The organism is Paraburkholderia bengalensis, from assembly GCF_037126505.1.
In the GTDB taxonomy this organism is placed as follows: Bacteria; Pseudomonadota; Gammaproteobacteria; order Burkholderiales; family Burkholderiaceae; genus Paraburkholderia; species Paraburkholderia bengalensis.
In genome coordinates, this window is sequence record NZ_JACFYJ010000046.1 from 17,967 (window position 1) to 43,344 (window position 25,378).

The 25,378-nt window shown below is 65.9% G+C and carries 20 protein-coding genes and 3 pseudogenes; 19 read left to right on the top strand and 4 right to left on the bottom strand.

Going from position 1 to position 25,378, the window contains the following annotated elements; translation table 11 throughout:
- Positions 1-4 precede the first annotated feature (4 nt).
- The 5 genes and pseudogenes from glmS (at position 5) to H3V53_RS24530 (ending at position 5,765) form a co-directional block, all read left to right on the top strand.
- Positions 5-1,834, top strand: a complete 1,830-nt coding sequence (glmS, locus tag H3V53_RS24510; protein WP_336600170.1) for a glutamine--fructose-6-phosphate transaminase (isomerizing) — start codon at positions 5-7, stop codon at positions 1,832-1,834.
- Positions 1,835-1,843: 9 nt separating this feature from the next.
- Positions 1,844-3,082: a hypothetical protein gene (locus H3V53_RS24515; protein ID WP_336600171.1), complete on the top strand. Its 1,239-nt coding sequence runs from the start codon at positions 1,844-1,846 to the stop codon at positions 3,080-3,082.
- A gap of 199 nt (positions 3,083-3,281) precedes the next feature.
- On the top strand, positions 3,282-3,653 hold the full coding sequence (locus tag H3V53_RS24520) for a GFA family protein (protein WP_336600172.1): 372 nt from the start codon (positions 3,282-3,284) through the stop codon (positions 3,651-3,653).
- Between the two features lie 44 nt (positions 3,654-3,697).
- Positions 3,698-4,437, top strand: a pseudogene (locus tag H3V53_RS24525) (response regulator).
- A complete protein-coding gene (locus H3V53_RS24530; RefSeq protein WP_336600173.1) occupies positions 4,434-5,765 on the top strand; it encodes a sensor histidine kinase in 1,332 nt (443 codons plus the stop codon). The pseudogene H3V53_RS24525 and the gene H3V53_RS24530 overlap by 4 nt, the downstream one beginning before the upstream one ends.
- A 3-nt stretch (positions 5,766-5,768) precedes the next feature.
- Here the strand turns inward: H3V53_RS24530 and H3V53_RS24535 are convergent.
- Positions 5,769-6,671: pseudogene (locus H3V53_RS24535) on the bottom strand (LysR family transcriptional regulator).
- A gap of 97 nt (positions 6,672-6,768) precedes the next feature.
- Between H3V53_RS24535 and H3V53_RS24540 the strand changes: the two are divergent.
- Both H3V53_RS24540 and H3V53_RS24545 read left to right on the top strand, forming a co-directional pair.
- Positions 6,769-7,962 carry a nitrilase-related carbon-nitrogen hydrolase gene (locus tag H3V53_RS24540; protein ID WP_336600174.1) on the top strand — a complete coding sequence of 398 codons (1,194 nt, stop codon included), beginning with the start codon at positions 6,769-6,771 and terminating at the stop codon, positions 7,960-7,962.
- Positions 7,857-8,312 (top strand): SET domain-containing protein, encoded by a 456-nt coding sequence (locus tag H3V53_RS24545; protein WP_336600175.1) that lies wholly within the window; start codon positions 7,857-7,859, stop codon positions 8,310-8,312. The genes H3V53_RS24540 and H3V53_RS24545 overlap by 106 nt, the downstream gene beginning before the upstream one ends.
- Positions 8,313-8,953: 641 nt before the next feature.
- Here H3V53_RS24545 and H3V53_RS24550 read toward each other — a convergent pair.
- Positions 8,954-10,383: pseudogene (locus H3V53_RS24550) on the bottom strand (ATP-binding protein).
- Positions 10,383-11,042 carry a response regulator gene (locus H3V53_RS24555; RefSeq protein WP_336600176.1) on the bottom strand — a complete coding sequence of 220 codons (660 nt, stop codon included), beginning with the start codon at positions 11,040-11,042 and terminating at the stop codon, positions 10,383-10,385. Before H3V53_RS24555 ends, H3V53_RS24550 begins: the two are co-directional and overlap by 1 nt.
- Positions 11,043-11,407: 365 nt before the next feature.
- On the opposite strand from H3V53_RS24555, the gene H3V53_RS24560 reads away from it, so the two are divergent.
- The 7 genes from H3V53_RS24560 to H3V53_RS24590 all read left to right on the top strand — a co-directional run bounded on the left by H3V53_RS24560 (position 11,408) and on the right by H3V53_RS24590 (position 18,286).
- Positions 11,408-11,767, top strand: a complete 360-nt coding sequence (locus H3V53_RS24560; protein ID WP_336600177.1) for a hypothetical protein — start codon at positions 11,408-11,410, stop codon at positions 11,765-11,767.
- Positions 11,768-11,856: 89 nt separating this feature from the next.
- Positions 11,857-13,068, top strand: coding sequence for a bacteriohopanetetrol glucosamine biosynthesis glycosyltransferase HpnI (gene hpnI, locus H3V53_RS24565; RefSeq protein WP_336600178.1), 1,212 nt, complete (start codon positions 11,857-11,859; stop codon positions 13,066-13,068).
- A 64-nt stretch (positions 13,069-13,132) separates the two neighbouring features.
- Positions 13,133-14,557: a hopanoid biosynthesis associated radical SAM protein HpnJ gene (gene hpnJ / locus H3V53_RS24570; RefSeq protein ID WP_336600179.1), complete on the top strand. Its 1,425-nt coding sequence runs from the start codon at positions 13,133-13,135 to the stop codon at positions 14,555-14,557.
- The gene (gene hpnK / locus H3V53_RS24575; protein WP_336600180.1) at positions 14,554-15,429 is read left to right on the top strand and encodes a hopanoid biosynthesis-associated protein HpnK; all 876 of its coding nucleotides are present in this window, start codon (positions 14,554-14,556) and stop codon (positions 15,427-15,429) included. Before hpnJ ends, hpnK begins: the two co-directional genes overlap by 4 nt.
- Entirely contained in the window at positions 15,426-16,478 is a 1,053-nt protein-coding gene (locus H3V53_RS24580) for a lysylphosphatidylglycerol synthase domain-containing protein (protein ID WP_336600181.1), read from the top strand. Before hpnK ends, H3V53_RS24580 begins: the two co-directional genes overlap by 4 nt.
- Positions 16,479-16,624: 146 nt before the next feature.
- Complete coding sequence (locus H3V53_RS24585; RefSeq protein WP_336600182.1) at positions 16,625-17,092, top strand: Fur family transcriptional regulator; 468 nt, start codon at positions 16,625-16,627, stop codon at positions 17,090-17,092.
- Between the two features lie 489 nt (positions 17,093-17,581).
- The gene (locus tag H3V53_RS24590) at positions 17,582-18,286 is read left to right on the top strand and encodes a carbonic anhydrase (RefSeq protein WP_336600183.1); all 705 of its coding nucleotides are present in this window, start codon (positions 17,582-17,584) and stop codon (positions 18,284-18,286) included.
- Positions 18,287-18,400: 114 nt separating this feature from the next.
- Here H3V53_RS24590 and H3V53_RS24595 read toward each other — a convergent pair whose 3' ends face one another.
- A complete protein-coding gene (locus H3V53_RS24595; protein WP_336600184.1) occupies positions 18,401-19,807 on the bottom strand; it encodes an aminotransferase-like domain-containing protein in 1,407 nt (468 codons plus the stop codon).
- 798 nt (positions 19,808-20,605) lie between these two features.
- Between H3V53_RS24595 and H3V53_RS24600 the strand changes: the two genes are divergently transcribed.
- The 5 genes from H3V53_RS24600 to H3V53_RS24620 are packed head-to-tail and all read left to right on the top strand — an operon-like array spanning position 20,606 to position 25,376.
- Entirely contained in the window at positions 20,606-20,752 is a 147-nt protein-coding gene (locus tag H3V53_RS24600) for a hypothetical protein (protein WP_336600185.1), read from the top strand.
- Positions 20,753-20,799: 47 nt separating this feature from the next.
- Positions 20,800-21,789, top strand: coding sequence for an iron-containing redox enzyme family protein (locus H3V53_RS24605; protein ID WP_336600186.1), 990 nt, complete (start codon positions 20,800-20,802; stop codon positions 21,787-21,789).
- Positions 21,789-22,784 (top strand): heme oxygenase-like domain-containing protein, encoded by a 996-nt coding sequence (locus H3V53_RS24610; RefSeq protein WP_336600187.1) that lies wholly within the window; start codon positions 21,789-21,791, stop codon positions 22,782-22,784. Before H3V53_RS24605 ends, H3V53_RS24610 begins: the two co-directional genes overlap by 1 nt.
- Positions 22,785-22,792: 8 nt before the next feature.
- Positions 22,793-24,337 (top strand): iron-containing redox enzyme family protein, encoded by a 1,545-nt coding sequence (locus tag H3V53_RS24615; RefSeq protein ID WP_336600188.1) that lies wholly within the window; start codon positions 22,793-22,795, stop codon positions 24,335-24,337.
- Positions 24,327-25,376, top strand: a complete 1,050-nt coding sequence (locus H3V53_RS24620; RefSeq protein ID WP_336600189.1) for an aminotransferase class III-fold pyridoxal phosphate-dependent enzyme — start codon at positions 24,327-24,329, stop codon at positions 25,374-25,376. The genes H3V53_RS24615 and H3V53_RS24620 overlap by 11 nt, the downstream gene beginning before the upstream one ends.
- Positions 25,377-25,378 lie beyond the last annotated feature (2 nt).

The window sequence follows — 25,378 nt, forward strand, 5'->3', positions numbered from 1 at the left end:
CAACATGTGCGGAATCGTAGGAGCAGTAGCGCAGCGCGACGTCGTCGGCGTGCTGACGGAAGGTTTGCGGCGGCTCGAATATCGCGGCTATGACTCATGCGGCGTGGCCGTTTTGCAGCATGGCTCGCCGCGCCGCGTGCGCAGCACGGAACGCGTCGCGAATCTGGCCGGGCAGGTCGAGGCAGCGAATCTGTCGGGCACGATCGGCGTCGCGCACACGCGCTGGGCGACGCATGGCGCGCCCGTCACGGACAACGCGCACCCGATCTTCTCGCACGACGAGATCGCGCTGGTTCATAACGGCATCATCGAAAATCACGAACCGCTGCGCGACGAGCTGAAGGCGCTCGGATACGTGTTCGAATCGGCGACCGACACGGAAGTGATCGCGCATCTGATCCATCACACGCGCGAGCAGGATGCGTCGCGCGACCTGCTAAAAGCCGTGCAGCGCGCGTTGCTGCGCTTGCGCGGCGCTTATGCGATCGCCGTGTTCGCGAAGAGCGAACCGGACCGCGTGATCGGCGCGCGTGCCGGTTCGCCCCTCGTGGTCGGCGTCGGCGAGCGGGGCAACTATCTCGCGTCCGACGCGATGGCGCTGTCGGGCACGGCAGAGCATTTCATTTTCCTCGAAGAGGGCGATGTCGCCGTGCTGTCGTGCGACGGCGCGCATATCGTCGATCGCGACGGCGAGAGCGTGCGCCGCGAAGTGCATATGCAGCGTGCGAGCCACTACGCGGCGGAACTCGGCCCGTATCGCCACTACATGCAAAAGGAAATCTTCGAGCAGCCGGACGTGGTTGCCGATGCAACTGAACGTGTGCGCGCGATCACCCCGGCGCTGTTCGGCGCGAATGCGCAGCACGCGTTCAGCGAGGTCGATTCGCTGCTCCTGCTCGCATGCGGCACGAGCTATTACTCGGCACTGACGGCGAAGTACTGGTTCGAATCGATTGCGGGCATTCCGACCCAGGTGGAAATTGCCAGCGAGTATCGCTATCGCGAGAGCGTGGTGAATCCGTGCGCGATGGTCGTCGTCGTGTCGCAATCGGGCGAGACGGCCGACACGCTCGCCGCGTTGAAGCACGCGCAGCAGATCGGTCATCACCATACGCTCGCGATCTGCAATGTGCCGCATAGCTCGATGATGCGGCTCACGGAACTGCAGTATCTGACGGGCGCGGGGCCGGAGATCGGCGTTGCGTCGACGAAGGCCTTCACGACGCAACTGGTCGCGCTGTTCCTGCTCGCGCTCACGCTCGGCAAGGAGCGCGGCCGCATACGCGCCGACGACGAAACGCAGGCGCTGCGCCAGCTGCATCATCTGCCCGCCGCGCTGAACAGCGTGCTGGCGCTGGAGCCGCAGATCGTCGCGTGGGCGCAGGCGCTCGCGCGCAAGGATCACGCGCTATTCCTCGGACGCGGCGTGCATTACCCGATTGCGCTGGAGGGCGCGCTCAAGCTGAAGGAAATCTCGTACATCCACGCCGAAGCGTATCCGGCTGGCGAGCTGAAGCACGGGCCGCTTGCGATCGTCACCGACGAGATGCCCGTCATCACGATCGCGCCGAACGACGCGCTGCTCGAAAAGCTCAAGTCGAACATCCAGGAAGTGCGCGCGCGCGGCGGCCAGCTGTACGTGTTCGCCGATGCGGACACGAAGATCGAAAGCAGCGACGGGCTGCGCGTGATCCAGTTGCCGGCGCACTACGGCCCGCTGTCGCCTATCCTGCACGTGGTGCCGCTGCAGTTACTCGCGTACCACACGGCCTGCGCACGCGGCACCGACGTCGACAAGCCGCGCAACCTCGCGAAGTCGGTCACGGTGGAGTGAAGGGCGCCCATGCGGACCATGCTTGCAGTACTCGCGGTCCCCCTCGCGGTCGCGGCCGCTGCGCATGCCGTGCCGGGCGCGAGCGCGGCCGGCACGAAGCCGGCCCGTTCGGCGTCCGCCGCCAGCACGGCGCGTGTGCCGTCGGGCGATCTGCGCGCCTGGCAGCACGGCATCGGCGCGATCACCGATGCGCAGGGCGTGACGACCGTGTTCTTCAGCAGTTCGGGCCTGCCGCCGCGCGGCCCGGGCCGCGACCGCAACTGGACGCACGATGTCTATGTGGCGCGCTGGACGCCGCAGCAGGCGAATCTCGGGCGGCCGCGCGTGTTCATCAGCCGGCCGGAAGCGCAGGAGCCCGTTTCCGTCGCGCAGAACGACACGGGGCGCGTGATGGTGTCGTTCGAGGACGGCTGGAATACGGCCAATGAAGTGAGCCAGCGTTACGGCGTCTACACGTCCGGTCTGAAAGACGTGAAGCCTTATCCGAACGACGTGCTGGCGGGCGGTCACTCGGGTCACGTCGCCGCCGTCGGCTCGCGCTTCGTCGTGTTCTACTCGAACGATTGGGTGGACGGCGGCGGTGTCGACAATCTGGGCACGGGCAAGGGCGTCTATGCGAAGACGTACGACGCCGACGGTGCGCTGCTGCAGGCCGTCGAGGTTGCGCCGCGCGTGCGCGAATGGTGGCCGATGATCGCGGGCTCGCCGACGCGCGCGCTGCTCGTGTGGCAGCAGTACGTGAGCGGCGAGACCTACGCGCGGCTGAAGGTGGCGACGCTCGATCCCGCGACGGGCGTGTTGAGCGAGCCGCGCGTGATCGCGGACCGGCTGCTGTATTACACGTATGCGGCCGCGTATGTGCCGACCGTCGATCGTTTCATCGTCGTCGCAACGGACGACAAGGGCCACGGCTTCGCGCAACTGGTCGACGCGGACGGCAACACGACGGCGACGCTCGACTGCATGCCGGCTTCCGTGCGCGAGGCGGGCATCGCGGTCATCGGCGCGCGGGCGTATACGCCGGCACAGGATGGACGGCTATTGCATCTGAAGCTCACGCCGACGTCGATCGAACTGGCGGGCACCCAGCCTTCGCCGATTGCGTGGACGTACACGGGCAGTGTCGGCCTCGTGCGCTCGCCCACGCAGCTGCATTGGGTCGAGACGAGTCCGAAGGGCTTGCAGGAGGCGGATTTCGATCTGACGGCCGTCAGGGCGCCCGACGCGAAGGACGGGTGCAGCCAGTAGCGCGCGCAGCGCCGGCCCCGTGCGGCGGCGACGCGCACGCCGCCGCCACTGTCTGCGAACCTGCAGCCCTGCGAGCCCGCGAGCCCCGCCACGCGTGCCTGAGCGGCGATTTTGTATCGCTGTACCAGCCAGATACATTGGGACACATCGCCCGATCAGCGCCAGGGTATAAAGGCGGCATCGCATCGAGGAGCACGCCATGACTTCCCCTATTCATCACGGCTCATGCCATTGCGGCGCCGTCCAGTTCGAAGTCGAAACGCCCGTTACGCCCGCCGCGCGCTGCAACTGCAGCCTGTGCCGCCGCAAGGGCGCGCTGATGACGCCGTTCTTTGCGTCGGGCGCGCTGCGCATCCTGTCAGGCGAGGACAGCCTGACGCTGTATCAGTTCAACACGCGCGTCGCGAAGCACTATTTCTGCAAGCACTGCGGCATCTATCCGTTTCATCAGACCCGCAAGGACCCGAACCTGTGGCGCGTGAACATCGGCTGTCTGGACGACGTCGATCCGTACGCGCTCGAGGCGTCGGTGTCGGACGGCAAGAGCCTGTCGGTCGTCGGCGACGCGTAAGATAAGCGGACCATCAACAGGCGCAACGGCGGAAGGAGCCTTGTGTGGATAAAACGGATCACGTTCTGATCGTCGACGACGACCGCGACATCCGCGAACTGGTCGGCACCTATCTGGGCAAGAGCGGCGTGCGGGTGACGCTCGCATCGGGCGGCCGGCAGATGCGCGCGGCGCTTGCCGTCGAGCGCCCCGACCTGATCGTGCTCGACCTGATGCTGCCCGGCGAAAGCGGTCTGGACCTGTGCCGCGAGTTGCGCGCGGGCGAATTCCAGCACATCCCGATCCTGATGCTGACGGCGCTCAGCGAGGAGACCGACCGCGTCGTGGGGCTCGAAATGGGCGCCGACGACTATCTCGCCAAGCCGTTCGCCGTGCGCAACTGCTGGCGCGCATCCGCGCGATCCTGCGCCGCGCGCGGATGATGCCGCCTGGCAACGAGCAGCAGAGCACGGCCCACTTCCTGTGCTTCGGCGACTGGCGGCTCGATACGATCGGCCGCAACCTGATCGACAGCGACGGCACGATGGTTGCGCTGAGCGGCGCCGAATACCGGCTGCTGCGCGTGTTTGTCGATCATCCGCAGCGCGTGCTGACGCGCGACCAGTTGCTCACGCTCACGCAAGGACGCCAGACGGAACCGTTCGACCGCTCGATCGACCTGCTCGTGAGCCGCGTGCGCCAGCGCCTGCGCGACGACGCGCGCGAGCCGCGCTATATCAAGACGCTGCGCAACGAGGGCTATGTGTTCTCGTCGCTCGTCACGGCCGAGGACAGCGCGGGATGAACACCGCCTCGCTCCCGCTGCGCGCGCTGTGGGCGCCGCGCACGCTGTTCGTGCGGCTGTCGCTGATCTTCTTCGCCGGGCTGCTGGCCGCGCAGACGCTTTCCGTGTGGCTCACGGTGACCGAGCGCAACGACGCGACCATGCATGTGATGGTCGGCTACATCGGTCAGGAAGTGACCAGTTCCGTTGCGCTGCTCGACCGTCTGACGCCCGCCGAGCGCGAAGCGTGGCTGCCGAAGCTCGCGCGGCGCAGCTATCGGTTCGTGCTCGGCAAGGGCACGAGCGGCATGCCGCCCGACGCGAAGCTGTCGCAGGAAATCGGCGAATCGATCGCGAAAGACGTCGGCTCGAAGTATCACGTGACAGCCAATGCCGTGCCGGGCGACGCCGAGCATCTCGAAGTGCATATGACGTTGAGCGACGGCACGCCCCTCACCATCGACATGCATCCCATGCACGGCATTCCGCTGTCGCCGTGGCTGCCGCTCGTGCTCGCCGCGCAGCTTGCACTGCTCGCCGGCTGCGCATGGCTCGCGGTGCGGCTCGCGACGCGGCCGCTCGAGCGGCTCGCGCGCGCTGCCGACACGCTCGGCCCCGACCTCGCGCCCGCCGCGCTGCCCGAGGACGGCCCGGAAGAAGTGGCGCGCGCGTCGAAGGCGTTCAACGCGATGCAGGCGCGCATCGGCATCTATATGCGCGAGCGCCTGCAGATACTCGCGGCGATTTCCCACGATCTGCAAACGCCCATCACGCGCATGCGGCTGCGCGCCGATCTGCTCGACGACGAAACGGAGCGTGCGCGTCTGCAAAAAGATCTGAAGGAAATGGAGTTGCTGGTGCGTGAGGGGGTGGCCTACGCGCGCACGCTGCACGGTGCCGACGAAAAGCCCTGCCGGATCGATCCCGATGCGCTGCTGGAGAGCATCGTCAGCGACTACGCGGATGCGGGCGACCCCGTGTCGCTGACGGGACACATCGGCGAGACGGTGACGACGCGTCCGCAGGCGCTGCGGCGCATCCTTGGCAATCTGATCGACAACGCGCTGAAGTATTCGGGCGGCGGCGCCGTTACCGTCGATGTCTGCGTCGATCCCGGGCGCAAGCGCCAGTTGTCCATCACGGTGCTCGATCGCGGGCCCGGCATTCCTCCATCGCTGCTCGAAGCCGTGTTCCAGCCGTTCTATCGCGTCGAGAGTTCGCGCAATCGGGAAACGGGCGGCACCGGGCTTGGCCTCGCGATCGCGAAGCAGCTCGCGCAGTCGATGAACGCAACGCTCACGCTGCGCAACCGCGAAGGCGGCGGACTCGAAGCACGCCTTACGCTGTAATCGTCACGCCGTAACCGCGGCGCGCGCCGCCTGCGCGTTTTGCTTCATCGCGGCGCGCACGTAATCGACGAAGCGCGCCACCACGGGATCGTCGCGCTCCGTCTGCCACGCAAGGCCGACGCGCCATTGCGCCGAGGCATCCTTGAGCCGCAACACCTTGGCGTCGCGCAGCAGATCGCGCGCGCGACGGCACGAACGCGACACCGACGCCCGCGGCCACGCCCGCCAGCACCGACTGGATATCGTCGGCCTGCTGCATCACACGCGGCGTGAAGCCGCGTTCCGCACACCACGCGTCGATCATCGCGGCCGTGCCTGGCCCGCGATGACGCGCGAGCGCGATGAAGCCGAGCTCGTTGAATTCCTCCAGCTTTGCGGGCAGGCGCTTCCACTTCGCCTGCTGCGGAACGGCGAGCGCGAGCGACTCGTCGATCACGGCGAACGCCGACAGTCCCGGCGCCGCCGGCAAGCGCACGAACCCGACATCGAGCTTGCCCGCGAACATGCGCCGTGTCTGTTCCGCCGACGACAGATCATTCAGCGTGACGCCGATGTGCGGATGCTGCGCGCGATACGCGGCGATCAGCGGCGGTGCGAGCGTGAGCGTCGACAGGCACAGTCCGATGCGCAGATGGCCGCGCCGTCCGCCGCTTGCCTCGCGCGCGCGGGCGAGCACGTCGTCGAGTTCGCGCACCAGCGCCTCGGCGTCGGGCAGGAATGCCGCGCCGAACGCCGTCAGCTCGGCGCCGTGCCTTCCGCGCTCGAACAGGCGTCCGCCGACGCTCGCTGAGCGCCGACGATCTGCTTGCTCAGCGCAGGCTGGCTCAGGTGCAAGGCGTCAGCGGCGCGGCCGAAATGGCGCAAGTTCGCGACGGTCAGGAACGCGCGCAGCAGGCGGATTTCCATTCTTCACCGTTATCGTTTCGATCAGATTATTCATTTTACTTATCGAACGGCGGACGCTTCAATAGAGCCATCCTGTTGAGTCAACGCGATCTCCATCATGTGCTCCATGCCTGCCGCGACGCTGCGCGTCGCCTCGATTCCGTTTGCCGCACAGCGCGGTGCCGTCGACCATAACGTTGCGCGCGTCGTCGCGCACATCGAATGCGCGGCGCGCGCGGGCGTCGGGCTCGCGGTGTTTCCCGAAGCGTCGCTGACGGGCGGTATCGATTCGCGCACGGCATCGGCCGGCGATGCGCGCAGGCCGCACCGCGCGGAGCTGAAGGCGCTCGCGGTGGGCATCGACAGTCCCTGCGTGCGCGCCGTCGCCGCTGCCGTTGACCGCACGGGCGTGGCGGCGGGCGTCGGATTGATCGAGCGCGCGGCAAGCGGCGAACTATATGACAGTTACGCCGTCTGCCTGCCGGGCGGCGAGCGGCACGTGCACCGGATGCTGCAGACGGACGGCCAGCCTCACATCGCGCGCGGCGACGGCTTCACCGTGTTCGATACGCCCGCCGGCTGGCGGCTCGCGGTGCTGGTGGGCGGCGACCACTATCTGGTGGAGAACGCGCGGATGGCGTCGCTGCTCGGCGCGGCATTGCTGGTTGCGCCGCACGCGTGCCCAGACGCGGCGACGATGGGCAGCGAAGCGGACGAAACGAACGCGTGGACGCGCCACGCCTTGCCCGCGCGTGCGCTCGACAACGGTATGTTCGTCGTCTACAGCGACGGCGGTTACGGCGCAATCGTCGATCCGTTCGGGCGCATCGTCGCGCGAGGCGAACATGGGGCAGCCGACGGACGGCATGATCGTCGCGGACCTCGATCCCGCGCTGATCGGCACGAGCCCTGGGCAGCGCTGGCTCGACGCGCGGCGTCCCGATCTGTATGCGCGGCTCGCGCGCGCATCGCATGCCGGTGCCGCGACATTCGAGCCGCGCAGCGCAAACGCGCGCGGTTCGATCGCCATGAGCTTTGCGACCGTCAGACGCGTATAGCGGCAACGCCCTTGCGACAGGCGAGGGAAGCAACGGCGCATCCTCACGATTTCGATGCGCGCGCGAGGACGAATATACGCACATCGATAACAGCGGATTTTTTTTCGCGCCCTATACTGCATCGATCGTCCCTCATCGAAAGCAGCCCATGCGTCGTTTATCAGTCAGGCGGTCGCCGATTCACGGCAAAGGTGTGTTCGCGCTATGCACGCTCGCAGCCGGCGAGCGCATCATCGAGTACAAGGGCGAGGTGACGTCATGGCGACGCGCCGCGAAGCGCATCGTGCAGGGCAGCGGCGAGTATGGGCATACATTCGTATTCGGGCTGTCCGATGGACGGGTGATCGACGGCAGCATCGGCGGTAATAGCGCGCGGTGGCTGAATCATGCGTGCAGTGCGAACTGCGAGGCCGTCGAAGTGGACGGGCGCGTGTTCATCGAAGCGGCGGTCGATATCCAGTGTGGCGAGGAGCTGCTGATTTCGTACGGTCTGTGCGTCGATGATCCCGAGGATGAAGAGACACGCCGGCAATATGTTTGCCGCTGCGGATCGCCTGCATGCCGCGGCACGATGCTCGCCGTCGCCGACGAAGCGCTCGTCTAGCGCCCCTGTCGGTTTCCGTGCTTTTCGTTGGGTATATAGCGCTCTGTCTGGCGCGCCGACGCCGCGCAAAGGCGCTGCGCGATGCCACCCGTCCCGCCCGGGAAGCGCGAAGCGGCACTGTGCTACAGTGCGCGCAGCGTTCTCGAGAGGCGTCCATGACAAACCGACCACGGAAGACCCGACCATCCCCGGCGCCGAGCTTGCCGATGTTGCTGATGGAACTGGAGGCTTCGTTGCCGTCGCTGATGGCGCAGCCGGCATCGTTCTCGTCCGCGCTGGCCCGCGTACGCCGAGGCCTCGAGCGCGCGAGTTCGGCGATGCGCCAGCAAAAGCCCGGCGATACGCTCCGTATTCAGTCCCGCAATCAGCCCCGCGCCGCGAGGCCCGCTCGACAGCAGTCATCGGGCGTCGAACGGCCGATGTCCTTGCCGCTTTTTCCCTGAGCCCGTTTCCGCGCGCGTCGTCGGACGATGCGCGGCTATGGCGCCGTCCCGTCCGCTTTCACTCCTGCTTCTGCTGCTGTTGCAGTTAATCACGCGTGTGTCCCGACTCGAGGCGCGCATACGGGACCCAGCTGTTGAAAACGGACCGACAGACGCATGCTTTCGCGTGTCGGCCGATTACGTCGACCGCTCATGCGCTCACGATTTCTCCGCGGCCTTCGCTCGCAAATCGGGCGCGCGCGGAAACGCGATCTGCACCGCGAGCCCGCGCCGGCCGATGCCCGAACCGATATGAATCCGCGCGTTCGAATGCGCCGCGATGCGAGAAACGATCGACAGGCCGAGGCCGCTGCCATTGCCGCTCGCCGAAGCCGACGCGCCGCGAAAGAAGCGGTCGGTCAGACGCGCGCGCTCCTCGTCGTTGACGCCGGGGCCGTTGTCGGACACCGTCACCGATACCGTTTGCGCGTCCGCGAGCACGCTGATGTGCACGCGACCGCCCACGTCGCCGTACTTGATCGCGTTGTCGAGCAGATTGTCGATCAGTGTGCGCGCGAGCGCGCGGTCCGCGTGGACTTCCGCGTCGCGCTCGCCCGTCAGCGCAACGGCCATCGACTTCTGTTCGGCATGCGGCGCGCGAAACGCAACCGCCTCGCTCGCGACTTCGTGCAGCCGCACGCGTGAATGTACGAGCGTCTCGCGCTCGTCGAGCCGCGCGAGCAGCAGCAGCTGCTCGGCGAGATGCGCACTGCGGTCCACGCCCTGAACCACGCGCTGCATCGCCTGCTGTTGCTGCGCGCCGTCGTGCGCGGCGAGGGCCACCTGCGCCTGGACCTTGATCGCAGCGAGCGGCGTTTTCAGCTCGTGGGCGGCGTCGGCCGTGAAGGCGCGTTCGCGCTGGATCGACTGCTGCACGCGCGCGAGCAACTGGTTGATGGCGTCGACGAGCGGCCGCACTTCGGCGGGCGACGGATCGACGTGGATCGGCTCTAGATTGCGCGCATCGCGCGTGCGCACGGCCTTGGAGATCGCCGACAGCGGCCGGAAACTGTGCCCGATGCTGAACCAGACGAGCAGGGCGAGCACGGGCAGCGCAAAGACGATCGGTCGTGCGATGCGGCTGGAGACGCCCGAGGTCAGATCGCTGCGCAGGTTGGCGGGTTCGAGCACGCGCACGCGGCGTCCCGTCGCGCTGTCGGCGAGCGCGTATGCGAGCCACGATTCGCCGTGCAGCGTGAGCCTGTGCACGCCTTCAGCCGTTTCGTCGCGCGCGATCGGCTCGCGCAGCGCCGCGATGTCCGGACTCGCGGCTATCACTTCGCCCGCCGCGTTGCGCACCTCGAAGAGCGCGTCGCGCGGTTGCGCGTCTGAGTCGTCGTGCACGCGCGCGACGCGCGCGTGTATTCGTTGCGCACGTCGAGGCCCGCGGCGGCGAGGCGCGCGAGGTCAGGGCCGTCGAGCTGGACGAGCAGATGCGCGAGCTGGATGAGGCGCGCGTCGTCCCATTCGTCCACTTCGCGCGCCGCATTGTTGACGCTCCACGCGAACATCACGGCCCACACCGCGCCGACGCTGACGAGGATCAGCCCCATCAGGCGGCGGCGGATCGACGTCGGGCGCGTTCGCATCAGTTCTTGTCCACGATGTAGCCGAAACCGCGCACGGTGCGGATCACGTCGACGCCGAGCTTCTTGCGCAGGTTCGACACGTGCACTTCTACGGCATTGCTCTCGACTTCCTCGTGCCATCCATACAGGCTTTCCTCGATGCGCGCGCGCGGCTGCGGCACGCCCGCATTCGTCAGGAGGTGAATCAGCACGGCCCATTCGCGCGCGGTGAGCGGCACGCGCGCGCCGTCTTTCGATACTGTCTGTGCGACGGGGTCGACGCTCAGGCCGCGCCATGAGATCAGCTCGGCGCCGCGTCCCTGCGAGCGGCGGATCAGCGCGCGGCAGCGCGACACGAGTTCGGCAAGATCGAAGGGCTTGCCCAGATAGTCGTCGGCGCCGGCGTCGAGACCGTGCACTTTGTCGGCGGCCGTGTCTTTCGCCGTCAGCACGAGTACGGGCGTGGCGTCGCCGCGCAAGCGCAGGGCCTTGAGCAGATCCATCCCGGACAGCTTGGGCAAGCCGAGGTCGAGAATCGCCAGCACATAGTGCGTGGTGGCGAGCGCGAGGTCGGCATGCTGTCCATCGCGCGCCCAGTCGACGGTAAAGCCGGCGTTGCGCAGTGCGACTTCCAGTCCGCTGCCGATCAGGTCGTCGTCCTCAATGAGAAGAATGCGCATGGATTTGGCAATGTACGTGTTCCACGGCAGTCTAGCGCGGGAATGCCGTGGGTGGTTTCGCGCTTACCGTGATTCGAGGGCCTTAAGGATTTCTTCAGGATCACGCCGCTAGCATCGCCGCATCGACGCCCGTCGATGCGTGCCTCTTCTGGCGTCCGATGCGCAAGCTGCCAGCAATGCGCTGCAAGGTGAATGAATGGCTTCAACCATTGAGGGGCTTAATATTCCCTTCAGATTCGTCTCGCTAACATCGGTGTGCCGTGTCCACGAGCGTGGACACGCCCGAATCCGTCGCACCGTCACGCTCGCTTCACATTCGCGCAATAAGCAGCGCCCGGTGCGCACCCTGTCGAGCCGGTCGTGTAATGAAGCAAACCACCGTTCAGATGATCCGCGCGCATCTCGTCACTGCCTCCGTTGCCGCGACGACGATCGACGCCGCTGTCGTAAGCCTGCTTGTTTTCAGCCGGTATCCGCAGACGCTGTTCGAGACAACGTCGTTCCGGCTCCTTACGTTCGTCTTGTTGCTGGCTGTCGTTCTGGCGACGCGCCATGCGGCACAGGTCGCGTTCCGCGCGGCTGTGAAGCGCCGTCACGCACGTTTTGTCGGGCCGGCGCGCGACGCCGTGAGCGTATCGAGTGTCTGTCCGGCGCGGGGACTCGTGATGCTTCATCTGCGTTTCACCGGGATGCCTTACGTTGCCGTCGATGCAACGGGCTGGTGACGCCGCCGCCAGTTGGTCTCCGAATGGTCGCTGTGGCCGTGACGTTGACTTGATGGCCATCCTTATTCGAAGCCGGAGCGATTGAAATCATGCAGGACACGCTGCTGCACTTTTACTGGCTGCCGACAGCGTTGGCGTTCGGCGCCGCGGCGTATGCCGTGCTCGCGGTGATGGCATCGCTCGTATCGGCGGCGCGCGCTGCTGCTGCCGAAAGACCTGCCGCGCCGACATCCGTCAGCGTGCTCAAACCGCTGTGCGGCGCCGAGCCACGTCTGTTCGAAAACCTCGCGACATTCTGCGAGCAGACGCATCCCTGCTTCGAACTGATCTGCGGCGTGTCGCGCGACGATGATCCCGCCATCGCGATCGTGCACCAGTTGCAGGCCGCGTATCCGCGATGCCGGATTTCGCTCGTCGTCGATCCGCGCATTCATGGTACGAATCTGAAGGTCAGCAATCTGATCAACCTTGCCGAGTGGGCGCATCATGACGTGTTCGTGCTCGCCGACAGCGACATCGCCGTCGAGGCCGACTATCTGATGCGCGTGTGCGCGCCGCTGTCCGATGCGCGCGTGGGCATCGTCACGTGCCTGTATCGTGCGAAGGGCATCGCCGGGTACTGGTCGCGCGTGGGTGCGCAGTTCATCAACGAATGGTTCGTGCCGTCGGTGCGCGTCGCGCATCTGTTCGGCTCGACGCGCTTCGGATTCGGCGCGACGCTCGCGCTACGGCGCACGACGCTCGAGCGCATCGGCGGTTTCCAGCGCTTGCGCAACACGCTCGCCGACGATTTCTGGCTCGCGGGCCACGTGCGCGAGTTGGGACTGCAAACGGTGCTGTCGCCCGTCGTCGTCGAAACGGACGTGACGGAAAACACGCTCGGCGCGCTCTGGGACCGCGAGACGCGCTGGCTGCGCACGATCCGCTCGGTGAATCGCGCGGGCTTCACATTCCTGTTCGTGACGATCACACTGCCGTGGATGCTGTGCGGCGCATGGCTCGCGTATGCGCTGCAGGGCGCGCACGCCATGCTGTCGGGCGGGCTCGCGGTGGCGACAGTCGCGGGCATCGCCGCGCGTGTCATCCTGCATTCGATGATGCGCGGCGGGCGCGACGGGTTCTGGCGCGATCTCGCGCTGCTGCCCGTGCGCGACGTGCTGCTGTTTGCGCAATGGGTGGCGGGATCATTCGGCTCGACGGTGGTGTGGCGCGGCGTGCGCGTGCCTGTCGTGGAGACGGAGAACGCGGCGGTTTTCCGGCGCGAGCCTGTCGAAGCACTCGAAGTAACGGAAGGACACTGACGCACGGATGCGCGGCGCGCGTCGCATGCGGTCGGCTCAATCAAAAACTCGTGGAAATGCGAACATGAAGAAGACTTTGTTCTTGCAGGCGCCGTCGTATGACGGATTCGACGGCGGCGCGGGGTCGCGCTATCAGGCCAAGCGCGAGATCCGCTCGTTCTGGTATCCGACGTGGCTCGCGCAGCCGGCTGCCCTCGTGCCGGGCAGCCGCGTGCTCGACGCGCCCGCCGACGGCCTGTCCGTCGACGCGTCGCTCGCGATCGCGCAGGAATACGACCTCGTCGTGATCCACACGAGCACGCCGTCGTTTCCGACCGACGCGCTGTTCGCCGAGCACCTGAAAGAGCGTGCGCCGAATGTGCTGGTCGGCATGGTCGGCGCGAAGGTGGCCGTCGATCCGCACAACTCGCTGACGGCGAGCGACGCGATCGATTTCGTCTGCCGCGAAGAGTTCGATTTCACCTGCATGGAGATCGCGCAAGGTCTGCCGTTCGCGCAGATCAAGGGCCTGAGCTATCGCGCCGCCGACGGCTCGATCGAACACAACGAAGCGCGGCCCATCCTCGAGAACATGGACGAGCTGCCGTTCGTCGCGCCTGTCTACAAGCGCGACCTGAAGATCGACAACTACTTCATCGGCTATCTGAAGCACCCGTACGTGTCGATCTACACGGGGCGCGGCTGCCGCTCGCGCTGCACGTTCTGCCTGTGGCCGCAGACGGTGGGCGGGCATCGCTATCGGACGCGCTCCGTCGAGAACGTGCTCGAAGAAGTGAAGTGGATTCGCGACAACATGCCCGAAGTGAAGGAGATCATGTTCGACGACGACACGTTCACCGACTTCAAGCCGCGCGTCGAAGAAATCGCGCGCGGGCTCGGCAAGCTCGGCGTTACGTGGTCGTGCAACGCGAAGGCGAACGTGCCGTATTCGACGCTCAAGATCATGAAGGAAAACGGCCTGCGCCTGCTGCTGGTCGGCTACGAATCGGGCGATGACCAGATCCTGCTGAACATCAAGAAGGGCTTGCGCACCGACATCGCGCGGCGTTTCTCCGAAGACTGCCGCAAGCTCGGCATCAAGATACACGGCACCTTCATTCTCGGTTTGCCCGGTGAAACGAAAGAGACGATCCAGAAGACCATCGAGTACGCGAAGGAAATCAATCCGCACACCATTCAGGTGTCGCTCGCCGCGCCGTATCCCGGCACGACGCTCTACAAGCAGGCCGTCGAGAACGGCTGGCTCGAAGAGAACAAGGTGATCAACCTGGTGAGCAAGGAAGGCGTCCAGCTCGCGGCGATCGGCTATGCGCACCTGTCGCGCGAAGAGATCTATCACCATCTCGAGCAGTTCTACCGGCAGTTCTATTTCCGGCCGTCGAAAATCTGGGAAATCGTCCGCGAAATGCTGGTGAGCTGGGAAATGATGAAGCGGCGCCTGCGCGAAGGCGTCGAATTCTTCCGCTTCCTGCGGGCTCACGAGGCATGACACGAAGTTCGCCGCGAGCCTCGTCGCAAGACGCGACGCACAAGCCGCGACGCGCGCTGATCGTGACGGCCGACGACTTCGGGCTGCATCTGCGGATCAACGAGGCCGTCGAGCGCGCGCATCAGAACGGCGTGCTGACGGCGGCGAGCCTGATGGTGTCGGCGCCCGCGGCGCTCGACGCCGTGCGCCGCGCGCAGCGCAATCCCACGCTGCGCGTCGGCTTGCATATCGTGCTCGCCGATGGCGCGCCGATGCTCGCAACCCATCTCGTGCCCGCGCTCGTCAACCGGCACGGGCGGCTCGGCGACCGGATGGTGCGCGACGGCTTTCGCTTTTTTCTGCTGCCCGAAGTTCGCCGGCAACTGAAGGCGGAGATCCGCGCGCAGTTCCAGGCGTTCGCGCGCACGGGGCTCAAGCTCGATCACGTGAACACGCACAAGCATTTTCATCTGCATCCGACGGTGCTGGCGCTGATCATCGAGGTGGGCCGCGACTACGGACTGCAGGCGATGCGGCTGCCGTACGAAGCGGGCGCGCCGCGCTGGATCAGGCCCTGGATGGCGCGCATGCGCAAGCAACTGGATAATGCAGGGATCGCACATAACGACTATGTGATCGGCCTGTCGCAGACAGGACACCTCGACGAAGCCGCGCTGCTCGACGCGCTCGCGCGGCTGCCGGACGGCGTCGGCGAAGTCTACAGTCATCCCGCCGTGGCGGGCGCGGAACCGATCACGCCGACAATGCAGACCTATCGGCACAGCGACGAACTCGACGCGCTGCTGTCCGCGCGCGTCGCCGCGGCGATTGCCGCGAGCGGCGCGATCACGGGCGGTTTCGCCGATGTGTTCGCGCAACGCATTTACGAATGATGAAGTGGCTCAAATGGCTGGGCCTTCCCGCGGGCATCGCGGTGCTGATCGCGCTCGCGCTGCATGGCGGCGTGGGCGACGTGCTGCACGCCATCCGTTCGGCGGGCTTCGCGCTGCTGTGGCTCGTGCCGCTGCACGCGCTGCCGCTGCTGCTCGATGCGCAGGCGTGGTGGGTGCTGCTCGGCAAGCGCGTGTCGCTCGCGTATCTGTGGTGGGTCGCGACGGTGCGCGAGGCCGTTAGCAGGCTCTTGCCCGTGGCGAGCATCGGCGGCGAGATCGTCGGCGTGCGGCTGGCGCGCTGGCGGCTCGACGACACGGGCGTGGTCGCCGCCTCGGTGATCGTCGAGGTGCTGGTGACGCTCGCCGTCCAGTATGTGTTCGCCGCGCTCGGACTCGTGCTGATCGTCGCGCAGACGGGACACGACGATCTGCTCGTGACGATCGGCGCGGCGTTGCTGCTGTCCGTGCCGCTGCCTGTCGTCGTGTTCGTGCTGCTGCGGCGTGGCGGGCTGTTTCATGCCATCGAACGCTGGTGCGCGCGGCTGCCCGTCAGCGCGCATTGGGATGTCGGGCGCATCGGCGGCGCGCGGCTCGACGCCGCCATCGATGCGCTCTTGCGCGAGCCGCCTCTGCTGCTGCGCGCGTTCATCTGGCAATTCGCCGGGTATGCCGTCGGCGCGTCCGAGGTGTACCTCGCGCTGTGGATGCTCGGGCATCCTGTGTCGCCAGGCGGCGCGCTCGCCGTCGAGGCGCTCACGCAGGCGGCACGCCATGCAGCGTTCTTCGTGCCGTCGGGCGTCGGCGTGCAGGAAGCCGTCGTCGTGCTGCTTGCGCGGATGTTCGGCGTCGACGAGCAGACGGCGCTATCGCTTGCGCTCGTCAAGCGCATGCGCGAAGTGGTGTTCGGCTGTCTTGCGCTGGCTTCGTGGCAAGCGGCCGAACTCGTGCGCAACCGGCGCGGCGCATGGCACAAGGACGCCGTGCTGCAACCCGCCGAACATGCGGCCAGGCGTCGCGGCGATGCTGCCGGACGGCGCCGTTCGCGCTGAGTTGTCCCGCTGCGCCACGCACTCGTTCGCGCGTGTGTGGCCATTCTGTCGAATGCGAATCGCAATCAACTAGGTTCCGGAAAACTTCGTGCCGATGTCATAGGCTGAAAGCCGGTCCCCAACGATTCGATCCAGAACGGCCGCGCATGCCGCCTCGTTCCTCCTCCCCGACACGTATTCTCGATGCGCTCCGGCGCGCCGGCCTGCCAGGCACGGCGGCGCAGGTCGCCGTGCTCGACTATCTGCGGCGCGCGGAGCACGGCCATTTCAGCGCCGAGGAGATTCACCGGCGTATCGCCGCCGACGGCGACCGCATGAATCTCTCGACCACCTATCGCGTGCTCAATCAGCTGGTCGAGGCCGGTTTTGTCGCGAACGTCCCGCTCGGCAAGCATCACAGTCTGTACGAACTGAACACGGGCAGGGCGCACGATCATCTCGTGTGCGTCGTGTGCGGCCGCGTCGAAGAATTTTCCGACCCGACGATCGACCACAGGCGCGTCGTGATCGCGAAGAAGTTCGGCTTGCATCTTGTCGGCAAGACGCTCGCGTTGCAGGGCGTGTGCGGGGAATGCGCGGCGCGCGTGCATCCCGCGAGGCCGCGCGTGAAATGACGATGCGGCTGCGCAGTTGCGGCGCCGCCACGCCCGGTGACGCCTCGCGCGAAGCGTTGCCGCTGACGTGCCGACGCGCATTGCGCGCCCCGGAAAGGAGTGTTTCCTCACGACGGCTTAATCCGCGTCGCACGAGCCGATAGAGTGGTGACCGTGCGCGATGTGAACCCGTCGCGCGCGAGAGAGCTTCCCCCGGTCGCCGCCACCCGGCGCCCGGGGTTTTTTTCGGTTGCCCAGCTTTTTTGACGCGCGTAACGTGAGCTTGCCTCTTGAGAACAGGCGAGCTTTTGTCGAGCCCCGCGCCGCTCAGATCACGTCCGGCCGGGGCTTCTTTTATGGCGCGTGCAGGTCGCGCGTTCATCGTGCAGCCGTGCTGCGCGAGCGGTAGTCCGGGCGACTCGGCGTGACGCATGAGCGCCTGCTGACGCATTCCCGTCGTACACTCCTTCATCCATCACATTCAGATGCGCTGCGAAGGGAGACGGCCCCATGTCGGACGATATGCTCAACATCAGTCGGCTTCGTGATCCTGCGAGGTCGGACCTGCTGCATCTGCTGGACGGCGTCGAACAGTTCAGCGACGAAGTGTTCCCTTCCAATCAGGCGCTGTTCGAAAGCCTTGCGCAAGGGCAGGCGCCGCACACGCTGTTCATCACCTGCGCCGATTCGCGCGTGTCGCCGGAAATGATTACCCAGACGCATCCGGGCGAACTGTTCGTCTGCCGCAATATCGGCAATATCGTTCCGGCTTACGGGGAGATGCTGGGCGGCGTGTCGGCCGTCGTCGAATATGCCGTGCTGGCGCTGAACGTGCGGCAGATCGTGGTGTGCGGGCACAGCGACTGCGGCGCGATGCGCGGCCTCGCGGGCACGGCGCCCATGACGGCGGAAGACATGCCGACCGTCAATGCGTGGCTGCGCAACGCCGAGACGGCGCGCAGCGTCGTGCAGGCGCGCAACGTCGACAGCGAGCACCTCGTGCAGGCGCTCGTCGAAGAGAACATCCGGCTGCAGCTGATGCATCTGCGCACGCATCCGTCCGTCGCAGGGCGGCTCGCGCAAAAGCGCCTCGACATTCAGGGCTGGGTCTACGACATCGGACACGGACGCATCGCCGTGTTTAACGACGAAGACGACCGCTTCGAGAATCTCGGCGATGCGCGCGCGCGGCTCGCGCGGCAGAAGGGCGGCTGAATCGTCCGCCCGCCGTTTCCCCGTCACGCCTGACTCGACGGTCTGTGTTCAGCGGTCTGTGCTCAACGGCCCGAGGTTAGCGGTGGGCTGATAACCGACCGTGTGCGGCGCTTCTCACTCGCCCAGTTCCGCCGCTCGCCGCAGAAATCCCACTGCGCGCTCGTTGTCGAGATACGCCGTGTTAAAGCGCACCCAGGGCGTCGGCTCGCCGTGCGGCCGATAGTAGCTGCCCGGCTGCACGGTGATCCCCGCCCGCGCCGCTTCGGCGACGAACACGTCGGAGTTCGGCACGCTTGGCACGCGCGCCCACAGCAGCGTGCCGCCGCACGGCTCGTCGAACACTTCCCAGCCCAGATGCGCGAGCAGTTCGACGGCCGTTGAAATCGCGCCGTTCACGCGACGCCGCAGCCGCTCCAGATGCTTGCGATAGGTGCCGCGCTCGAGCAGCGCGGCGACGACGCGCTCGCTAAAGCGCGTGCCGCCCAGGCTCGTCAGCGCCTTGACTTCGACGAAATGCTTGACGAGGGCCGCTTCGGCGGCGATATAGCCGAGCCGCAGCGACGACGACAGACTCTTCGAAAATCCGCCGATATAGACCACGCGCCTGAGCCGGTCGAGCGACGCGAGGCGCTGCGTCGGAATGGCCTGGAAATCCGCGTAGACGTCGTCCTCGACGATCATGAAGTCGTGCTCCTGCGCAAGCTGCAGCAGCCGGAAGCCGACGTGCGGCGCGACGTTCGTGCCCGTCGGGTTGTGAAAGACCGTGTTGATGAAAAAGAGCTTGGGCCGGTGCTGCCTGAGGAGCGCCTCGACGGCATCGACGTCGGGTCCCGTCGACAGGCGCGGTACGCCGACCAGTTCCATCCCCTGTAGCTTGAGCAGCCCGAACAGGTTGAAATAGCCGGGATCTTCGACGAACACGGTGTCGCCCGGCTTGAGCAGCATCCGCACGACGAGGTCGAGCGCCTCGCTCGCGCTGTTGGTCACCATGATGTTCTGCGGCTCCGCCGCCACGCCGACGAACGAGAGACGCTGCTCGATCTGCAGCCGCAGCACGGGGTCGCCTTGCGGAATCGCGTAGTCGATCAGACTGCGCGCGTCCTTGCGCGAAGCCTCGCGGATCGCCTGCGCGATGCCTTCGACGTCGCGCCACGCCTCGGGAATGAAGCCGATCGAGAGGTTGAGCACTTCGTCCGGCCGCTCGAATTGCCTGAGGATCTGGTCGGACTCGGGCGTCGAGCGAATCGCATCCAGCCCGCGCGTGGCGCGCGGCGCCTTGTCGAACTGTTCAGCCACGTAGTAGCCGGAGCCGTGCTTGGGCTGCAGCAGGCCGCGCGTGGCGAGACGGTCGTACGCCTCGATCACGGGAAAGCGGCTGATGTTGTGCTCCGCCGCGAATTTGCGGATGGACGGCAACCGCATGCCGACGCGCAGTTCGCGCGACAGAATCAGCGCTTCGACCTGTCCGACGATCTGTTCCGTCAGCGGCGTGGAGGTCGCGACGTCGAGGGTGATCTTCATTCGCCTCCCTGTACCGAGCGCTGGCTTGCGCCCGCGCGCGGGTCTCATCAAACCTGATTGCGGACAAAGTGTTCAGCCAAGTTCGCCGAACACTTCACGCAAATTGATTAAAAGTGTTCATTCCAGTCCCGGCAGTTTACCGGAACAATAGGCCCAACGAGCGAGTTTGTTTGTCCGGATTGTCCGCGCTAATACGTGTGAAATCAGTGGTTTATATAAGATTAGACAATTTCGGCGGACACTGTGAAAAAAGAACGAACACTTTGTCCGGAATCGCAAAAGCGGAATTGTGCAGCGAGAAATTTTCCGAGGGCGTGCAAAAGACGCGTCCCAGCAGAACCTGAGAGAGCAGAACCTGAGAGCAACATCGAAGAGCGGCGATAACGAGAATCCAACCGGACCGCCCAGGCTGAATCGACCTTGAGGTGCGCTCCCCATCGCGGGAGCGCTCCCTTTTGCACGTCGGCAGAGTCTGGCCGCGGCCTCGAGTGCGACACTCGGGCACGCATTCGACCACAGCGCGCATGACCGCATTGGGAGGCGAAGAGCGGCATCGGCTGGAAAACACACCGTCTGAGCGAACCGGAACCGGGCTGTGGAAGCCGCGCCCCGGTCGACATTGACGACGGATAACGGGGCTACACGATTGCCTGTTGCGCTCATCGCCCGCGGCCACGGCGGCGGCGATGCTGCGCGCCACACGAGTTGGGTTTCTGGCTCCAGGTGTGAAGGACTGGCCACTTTGGTGGACAGCTTGTTAAGCAGTGCAAAGTTAATGCCAACCGAAGGAGAATCGCAATGACGACGCAAACGCAGGTTCAACAAGTCCCGCCACAACAACAAGCTCAGACGCAGTCGCAAACCGCCAGGCAGGAAGACAGGAAGATCACGGTCGTGGTCAAGCCGCGCAAGGCGCGCCCGGTGCTGATTCCCGTTCATCTGTAATGAACCTGGCCGGCATCGTCGCGTGCCGGCCGCGAACGGAGGCTCTCGTGGTCGACGACATTTTTGAACCTCAAGCGTTTGTGCTGGCGGGAAGGTGTCTCAGCACGTCGCCTTCGCTCGTCATCGAAGACGACGAGCATCAATATGAATTTCCGGCGTCCGCCGAAGGTGACGACGCGGCGCCCCTCATCCGCGCACTGCGCTCGGGTCTGAAGGCGCAAGACGTGCTCGTGCGCCATTCGGCTTATGAACAGCAAGTGTTCGACCGTCTGAAGGAGCTGCAACTGGTGCGCGCGGTGAAGCCGGCGCTCGCCCGCAGCGGCCTCGACGTGCTGCTCGAACTCGAAGACCTCGCCAACGAACTGCTGTATCGCACGCTCTATGCGAACGTGTTCTGGGAGAAGTGCACGTCGGCGGGCGCACGCGACGATATTCCCCTGAACGTGGTCCACGGCATGATCGTGGAGAACTATCACTTCCTGTTCCGCGAAAGCTATTTCGACGCGCCCGTTTTGTCGTATGTCGCGAATACGGGCGTGCGGCTCGCGATGAACGAGTTCTACGCAGAAGAGTACGGTCACGACGAACTGCTGCTCAAGTCGCTGGGAACGCTCGGTGTCACGCGCGAAGACCTCGCGCGCACGGTGCCGCTGCCGCAGACGATGGCGCTGTGCAACGCGCTCGCATTCTGGGCGCACAGCGATCCGCTGTTCTTCTTCTCGACGCTCGGCATTCTCGAAGGCAAGGACATCAAGCAGGATTCCTTCCTCGACGCGGCGTACCGGATCGGCGTCGATCCCGTGCTGCTCAAGCCCGTGAAGGCGCATTCGGACATCAATCTGAACGGCGGCCACGGCAGCCTCACGCGCAAGATCTTCGCGCGCATTCCCGCGATTAACGAAGCCGACGTGCAACGCATGCGCGCGCAGACGCACCTGTTCATCGAGCTATACGACCAGTTCTACGCGGGCATCTGGGAACACTATTCGACGTCGCCGATGCTATTGCGCAAGCTCGATGTCGAGGGAGAAGCGTGATGCGGGCCACGACAGCAGCAGACCTTTTCGCCGCGCCGCGCTTTCGCGCCGGCGTGCAGATGATCGAGGACGACGACGGGCTGACGCTGGACTATCGCGAGCAGTCATGTTCCGTCGAAACCGACGGGCAGGGCGCGCTGAAAGCGTTCGTCGATTCGCTCAGACGCGGCGACACGTCGATCCCGGAGCTCAAGCGCCGCCATCCCGAGCTCGCTCCGGAAATCGACGGGCTGATCGAGGAGTTCGATCGCCTCGGCCTGTTGACGGAGAGCGCGTTCGCCGAGCCGAAAGGCTGTTTGTCGGGCGTCGAGTTTTATCACCGGCTCAGAAAATTCGCCGCCGACACGGTCGAAGCGAACTCGAAGTCGCGGCTCTATCAGGGGCTATGCGACCGTACGCTGCCAAGGAGCGCGCTGATCGGCTATGCGCTCGAATACTTCTACATCGTGCGCGAGGCGCCTGGGCTGATCGCGCCCGCGCTCGCGCATGCGGGGCCCGTCAAGGTGCAGAAGCTGCTGCAAGGCTTTCTCGCCTCGGAGCTGAATCACGACGACATGCTGCGTCAGTCGCTGCAAGCCGTTTCCATCCGCACCGACAACCTCGAGCATCTGGTGCCGTTGCCCGCGACGTTCGCGCTGTGTGCGTCGCTGGGCGTGTACGCGCGGCAGCACCCGTTGAGCTTCAAGTCGCTGCTGTTCCTGTTCGAGCAGCCGAGCGCGAGCTTTCACATCGAACTCGCGAACTATTGCCGCGAGACGCGCATCCCCGAAGGCTTCTGGCGTCCGATCGTCCGTCACGCGTCGATCAACGACGAGTTCGATCACGACGACATTTCGCTCAGCCTGCTTGCCGAAATCGAGTCAGTCTCGCCGGAAGAACAGATGACGGTGAAAAAGCACCTCATGCTGGCCATCGAAACGATGGTGCTGCAAGAGAACCAGATTCTCGATCACTACGGCAAACAGTCCATCGTCAAACCGCGCATCTTCGCCTGAGAGCCGTCATGGAACGCTGGGATATCGATCGATACACGCGGCCGGCGCTGGTGCCGTGCGAGATGTCGCCGGGCGACGGGCGCCTGACGATCGGCAGCGCGACGATCGTCGATCTGTCGTTCGAAGGTATCGGCGGTGGCGAAGTGGCAGACGTGGTTGCCCAGCTAATGCGGCCTTCGTCCGACATCTGGGTGAAGCTCGGCGCGGGCGCCTGCCCCGCGTGGGTCCGCGCGCTGACGGTGCAGCTCGATGCGCTGTCGCTGATCGAGGAGACGGATGCCGGCATCGACAGCGTCGCGCGCGAGGCGCAGCAAGCCATCGCGCTGTGCGACGACGTGGGGCGGCGTCTTGGCGCTGTCGTCGGGCGGCGGGTGCAGATGTATCGCGGCGTGCTCGATCTCGTCGACAGGATGCTCGCGAGCGAAGCGGACGACCACGACGCAACGACACAGGCGTTCCCGTTCTCGGACGAAGACGCAGACGCGGACGCGGACGCGGACGAAGCGCGCGCGCCTTTCGCCGGCAACTTCGCGCTGCAGGCACTGCATTTCCAGATCTCATACGCGCGCCGTCATGCGCCGCCGCTCATTGTCGCGTGGCAGCAGGTGTTGCGCGAAGTGTCCCGGCACGCCGGCGGGCATCTCGCGACGGTCACAACGTCCACGACCATGACGCGCGATTCCACGTCCGACCGCCTGCGCGACATCGCATCACTCGATCCCGTCGATCTCGAAACATATCTGCTGTCGTTTGCGCATTTCGTCGAAATCGCGCCGCTGCGCGTCGGCAGGCGCATGACGTCCGCGCAGACGAAGGGTTTGAGCGAACCGTGCAGCGGCCTCGCGCTCGCGGCGCGCGCGGAGCGTCTGCTGCTGAGGGCGCTCGATCAGCTCGGCAACAACGGCTACTCAGCGGCCGCGCTCGCGAGCAACGCGATCACGCCGCTCGTGAAGGGCCTGTACATCGAGCAGTACCACGTCACCAACCGCTTCGTCGAGATTCTCGGGCCGCTGCTGTCGCGGCGTCTGAAGCGCAATCTGCGCGCGCGGCTCTTCCAGTACTTTCAGGAAGAGTACGGTCATGAAGCGTTCGAGCTTGCCACCTGCGTCGCGCTCGGCATGCGCGAAGCCGACGTGCGCGCGTCCGTGCCGCTGCCGCTGACGGCGCTATATATCGACGCTTACACGGTGCTCGCGCAGCGTCTGCCCACTGCGTTCTTCGCGTCGATCATGGTCACGGAAGGCTTGCGCGACCAGCACAGTCCCGTGCACGAGCACATCGCCTCGCTCGTCGAAAACGCGCTGCATGCGGGCGACGTCGTCGCGAAGCACAGCGAGACGAACGACGAACTGAATCATCCGAGCCTGTCGCGACTGTTCCTCGCCGACGTGTCGCACGTGAGCGCGCAGCAGCAGCGCTACAGCCTGGAAGCCGCGCTTTTCATCCTCGAAGTGAACATGCGGCAACTGGAGAGCGTCGCGTTCTTCTATGGTGATCAGACGCGGCTCCAGTTTCATGGCATCCGCAACGGCAGGAGGGCGCTTGAAGTCTGAACGCGCGCCTGACGGCGATGCGGCGCACGGCTCGCGCTTCGATCCCGTCAATCCGTACTGGGAGACGTTTCTCGACGATGCGGGCCTCGACATGACGGGCGCGCGCGGCAACGGCTGCTACATCGAAACGCCGGACGGCCGCGTGCTGCTCGATTGCCTCGCGGGTTTCGGCACCGCGAATCTCGGGCATGCGCATGCGCCGTTGCTCGCGCGTTTCGCGCATGCCCTGCAGCACACGTCGGTGAACGTGTTCCCGTTCGAGTGCGCGCAATCGCAACTCGCGCTCGCCAGCAAGCTGCTCGCGCTCAGCGGCCAGCGCTTCCAGAAAGTGTTCTTCGCGACGACGGGCGCGGAGGCGGTCGAAAGCGCGGTGAAGTTCGCGATGACGGCCACCGCGCGCACCGACGTCGTCGCGTTTCACGGCTCGTTTCATGGCCTGTCGATGTTCTCGTCGTTCATGACGGGCAATCCATTCTGGACGGAAGCGCTGCCGTGGAAACCTGGCAACGTCCATCACGTCGACGCCGCCAGCTTCGCAGCGCTCGAAGACCTGCTGTCGAGCCGCAAGGTGGCGGCCGTCGTGTTCGAGCCGGTGGCGGGCTCGTCGTCGGCGCAGCACTGGACGGCGCGGACGTCGGCGCGGCTCGCCGCGCTGTGCCGCTCGACGGGCACGAAGCTGATCGCCGACGAAGTCTATTGCGGGCTCGGCCGCACAGGCAGCTGGTTCGGCTTCGACGCGATCGGCATGGACGGCACGACGGGCGGCGCCGTGCCCGACATGGTCGCCGTCTCGAAGGGACTGACGGGCGGCCTCGTGCCGCTGTCGGCCGTGCTGATGAACGACGGCGACTTCGACGCCGTGTTCGGCGCACCCGGCAAGGCGAAAGTGCAGGGCTCGACGTTCGGCGGCAACCGGCTCGCGATGCAGTGCGGGCTGATCGTGCTCGAACTCGTCGAGAGCGGACGTCTCGTCGAGAACGCGGCCGCGATGGGCGAACTGATCGCGCGCAGCTGGCGCAACGCTTCGGCCCGCGCCTGAGC

Coding starts and splice junctions, on each gene's coding strand:
- H3V53_RS24610 (WP_336600187.1), top strand. CDS start 21,789: ATGCGGGCCACGACAGCAGCAGACCTTTTCGCCGCGCCGCGCTTTCGC.
- H3V53_RS24545 (WP_336600175.1), top strand. CDS start 7,857: ATGCGTCGTTTATCAGTCAGGCGGTCGCCGATTCACGGCAAAGGTGTG.
- H3V53_RS24560 (WP_336600177.1), top strand. CDS start 11,408: ATGAAGCAAACCACCGTTCAGATGATCCGCGCGCATCTCGTCACTGCC.
- H3V53_RS24590 (WP_336600183.1), top strand. CDS start 17,582: ATGTCGGACGATATGCTCAACATCAGTCGGCTTCGTGATCCTGCGAGG.
- H3V53_RS24530 (WP_336600173.1), top strand. CDS start 4,434: ATGAACACCGCCTCGCTCCCGCTGCGCGCGCTGTGGGCGCCGCGCACG.
- H3V53_RS24520 (WP_336600172.1), top strand. CDS start 3,282: ATGACTTCCCCTATTCATCACGGCTCATGCCATTGCGGCGCCGTCCAG.
- H3V53_RS24585 (WP_336600182.1), top strand. CDS start 16,625: ATGCCGCCTCGTTCCTCCTCCCCGACACGTATTCTCGATGCGCTCCGG.
- hpnJ (WP_336600179.1), top strand. CDS start 13,133: ATGAAGAAGACTTTGTTCTTGCAGGCGCCGTCGTATGACGGATTCGAC.
- H3V53_RS24580 (WP_336600181.1), top strand. CDS start 15,426: ATGATGAAGTGGCTCAAATGGCTGGGCCTTCCCGCGGGCATCGCGGTG.
- H3V53_RS24515 (WP_336600171.1), top strand. CDS start 1,844: ATGCGGACCATGCTTGCAGTACTCGCGGTCCCCCTCGCGGTCGCGGCC.
- H3V53_RS24615 (WP_336600188.1), top strand. CDS start 22,793: ATGGAACGCTGGGATATCGATCGATACACGCGGCCGGCGCTGGTGCCG.
- hpnK (WP_336600180.1), top strand. CDS start 14,554: ATGACACGAAGTTCGCCGCGAGCCTCGTCGCAAGACGCGACGCACAAG.
- H3V53_RS24540 (WP_336600174.1), top strand. CDS start 6,769: ATGTGCTCCATGCCTGCCGCGACGCTGCGCGTCGCCTCGATTCCGTTT.
- H3V53_RS24555 (WP_336600176.1), bottom strand. CDS start 11,042: ATGCGCATTCTTCTCATTGAGGACGACGACCTGATCGGCAGCGGACTG.
- H3V53_RS24595 (WP_336600184.1), bottom strand. CDS start 19,807: ATGAAGATCACCCTCGACGTCGCGACCTCCACGCCGCTGACGGAACAG.
- glmS (WP_336600170.1), top strand. CDS start 5: ATGTGCGGAATCGTAGGAGCAGTAGCGCAGCGCGACGTCGTCGGCGTG.
- hpnI (WP_336600178.1), top strand. CDS start 11,857: ATGCAGGACACGCTGCTGCACTTTTACTGGCTGCCGACAGCGTTGGCG.
- H3V53_RS24600 (WP_336600185.1), top strand. CDS start 20,606: ATGACGACGCAAACGCAGGTTCAACAAGTCCCGCCACAACAACAAGCT.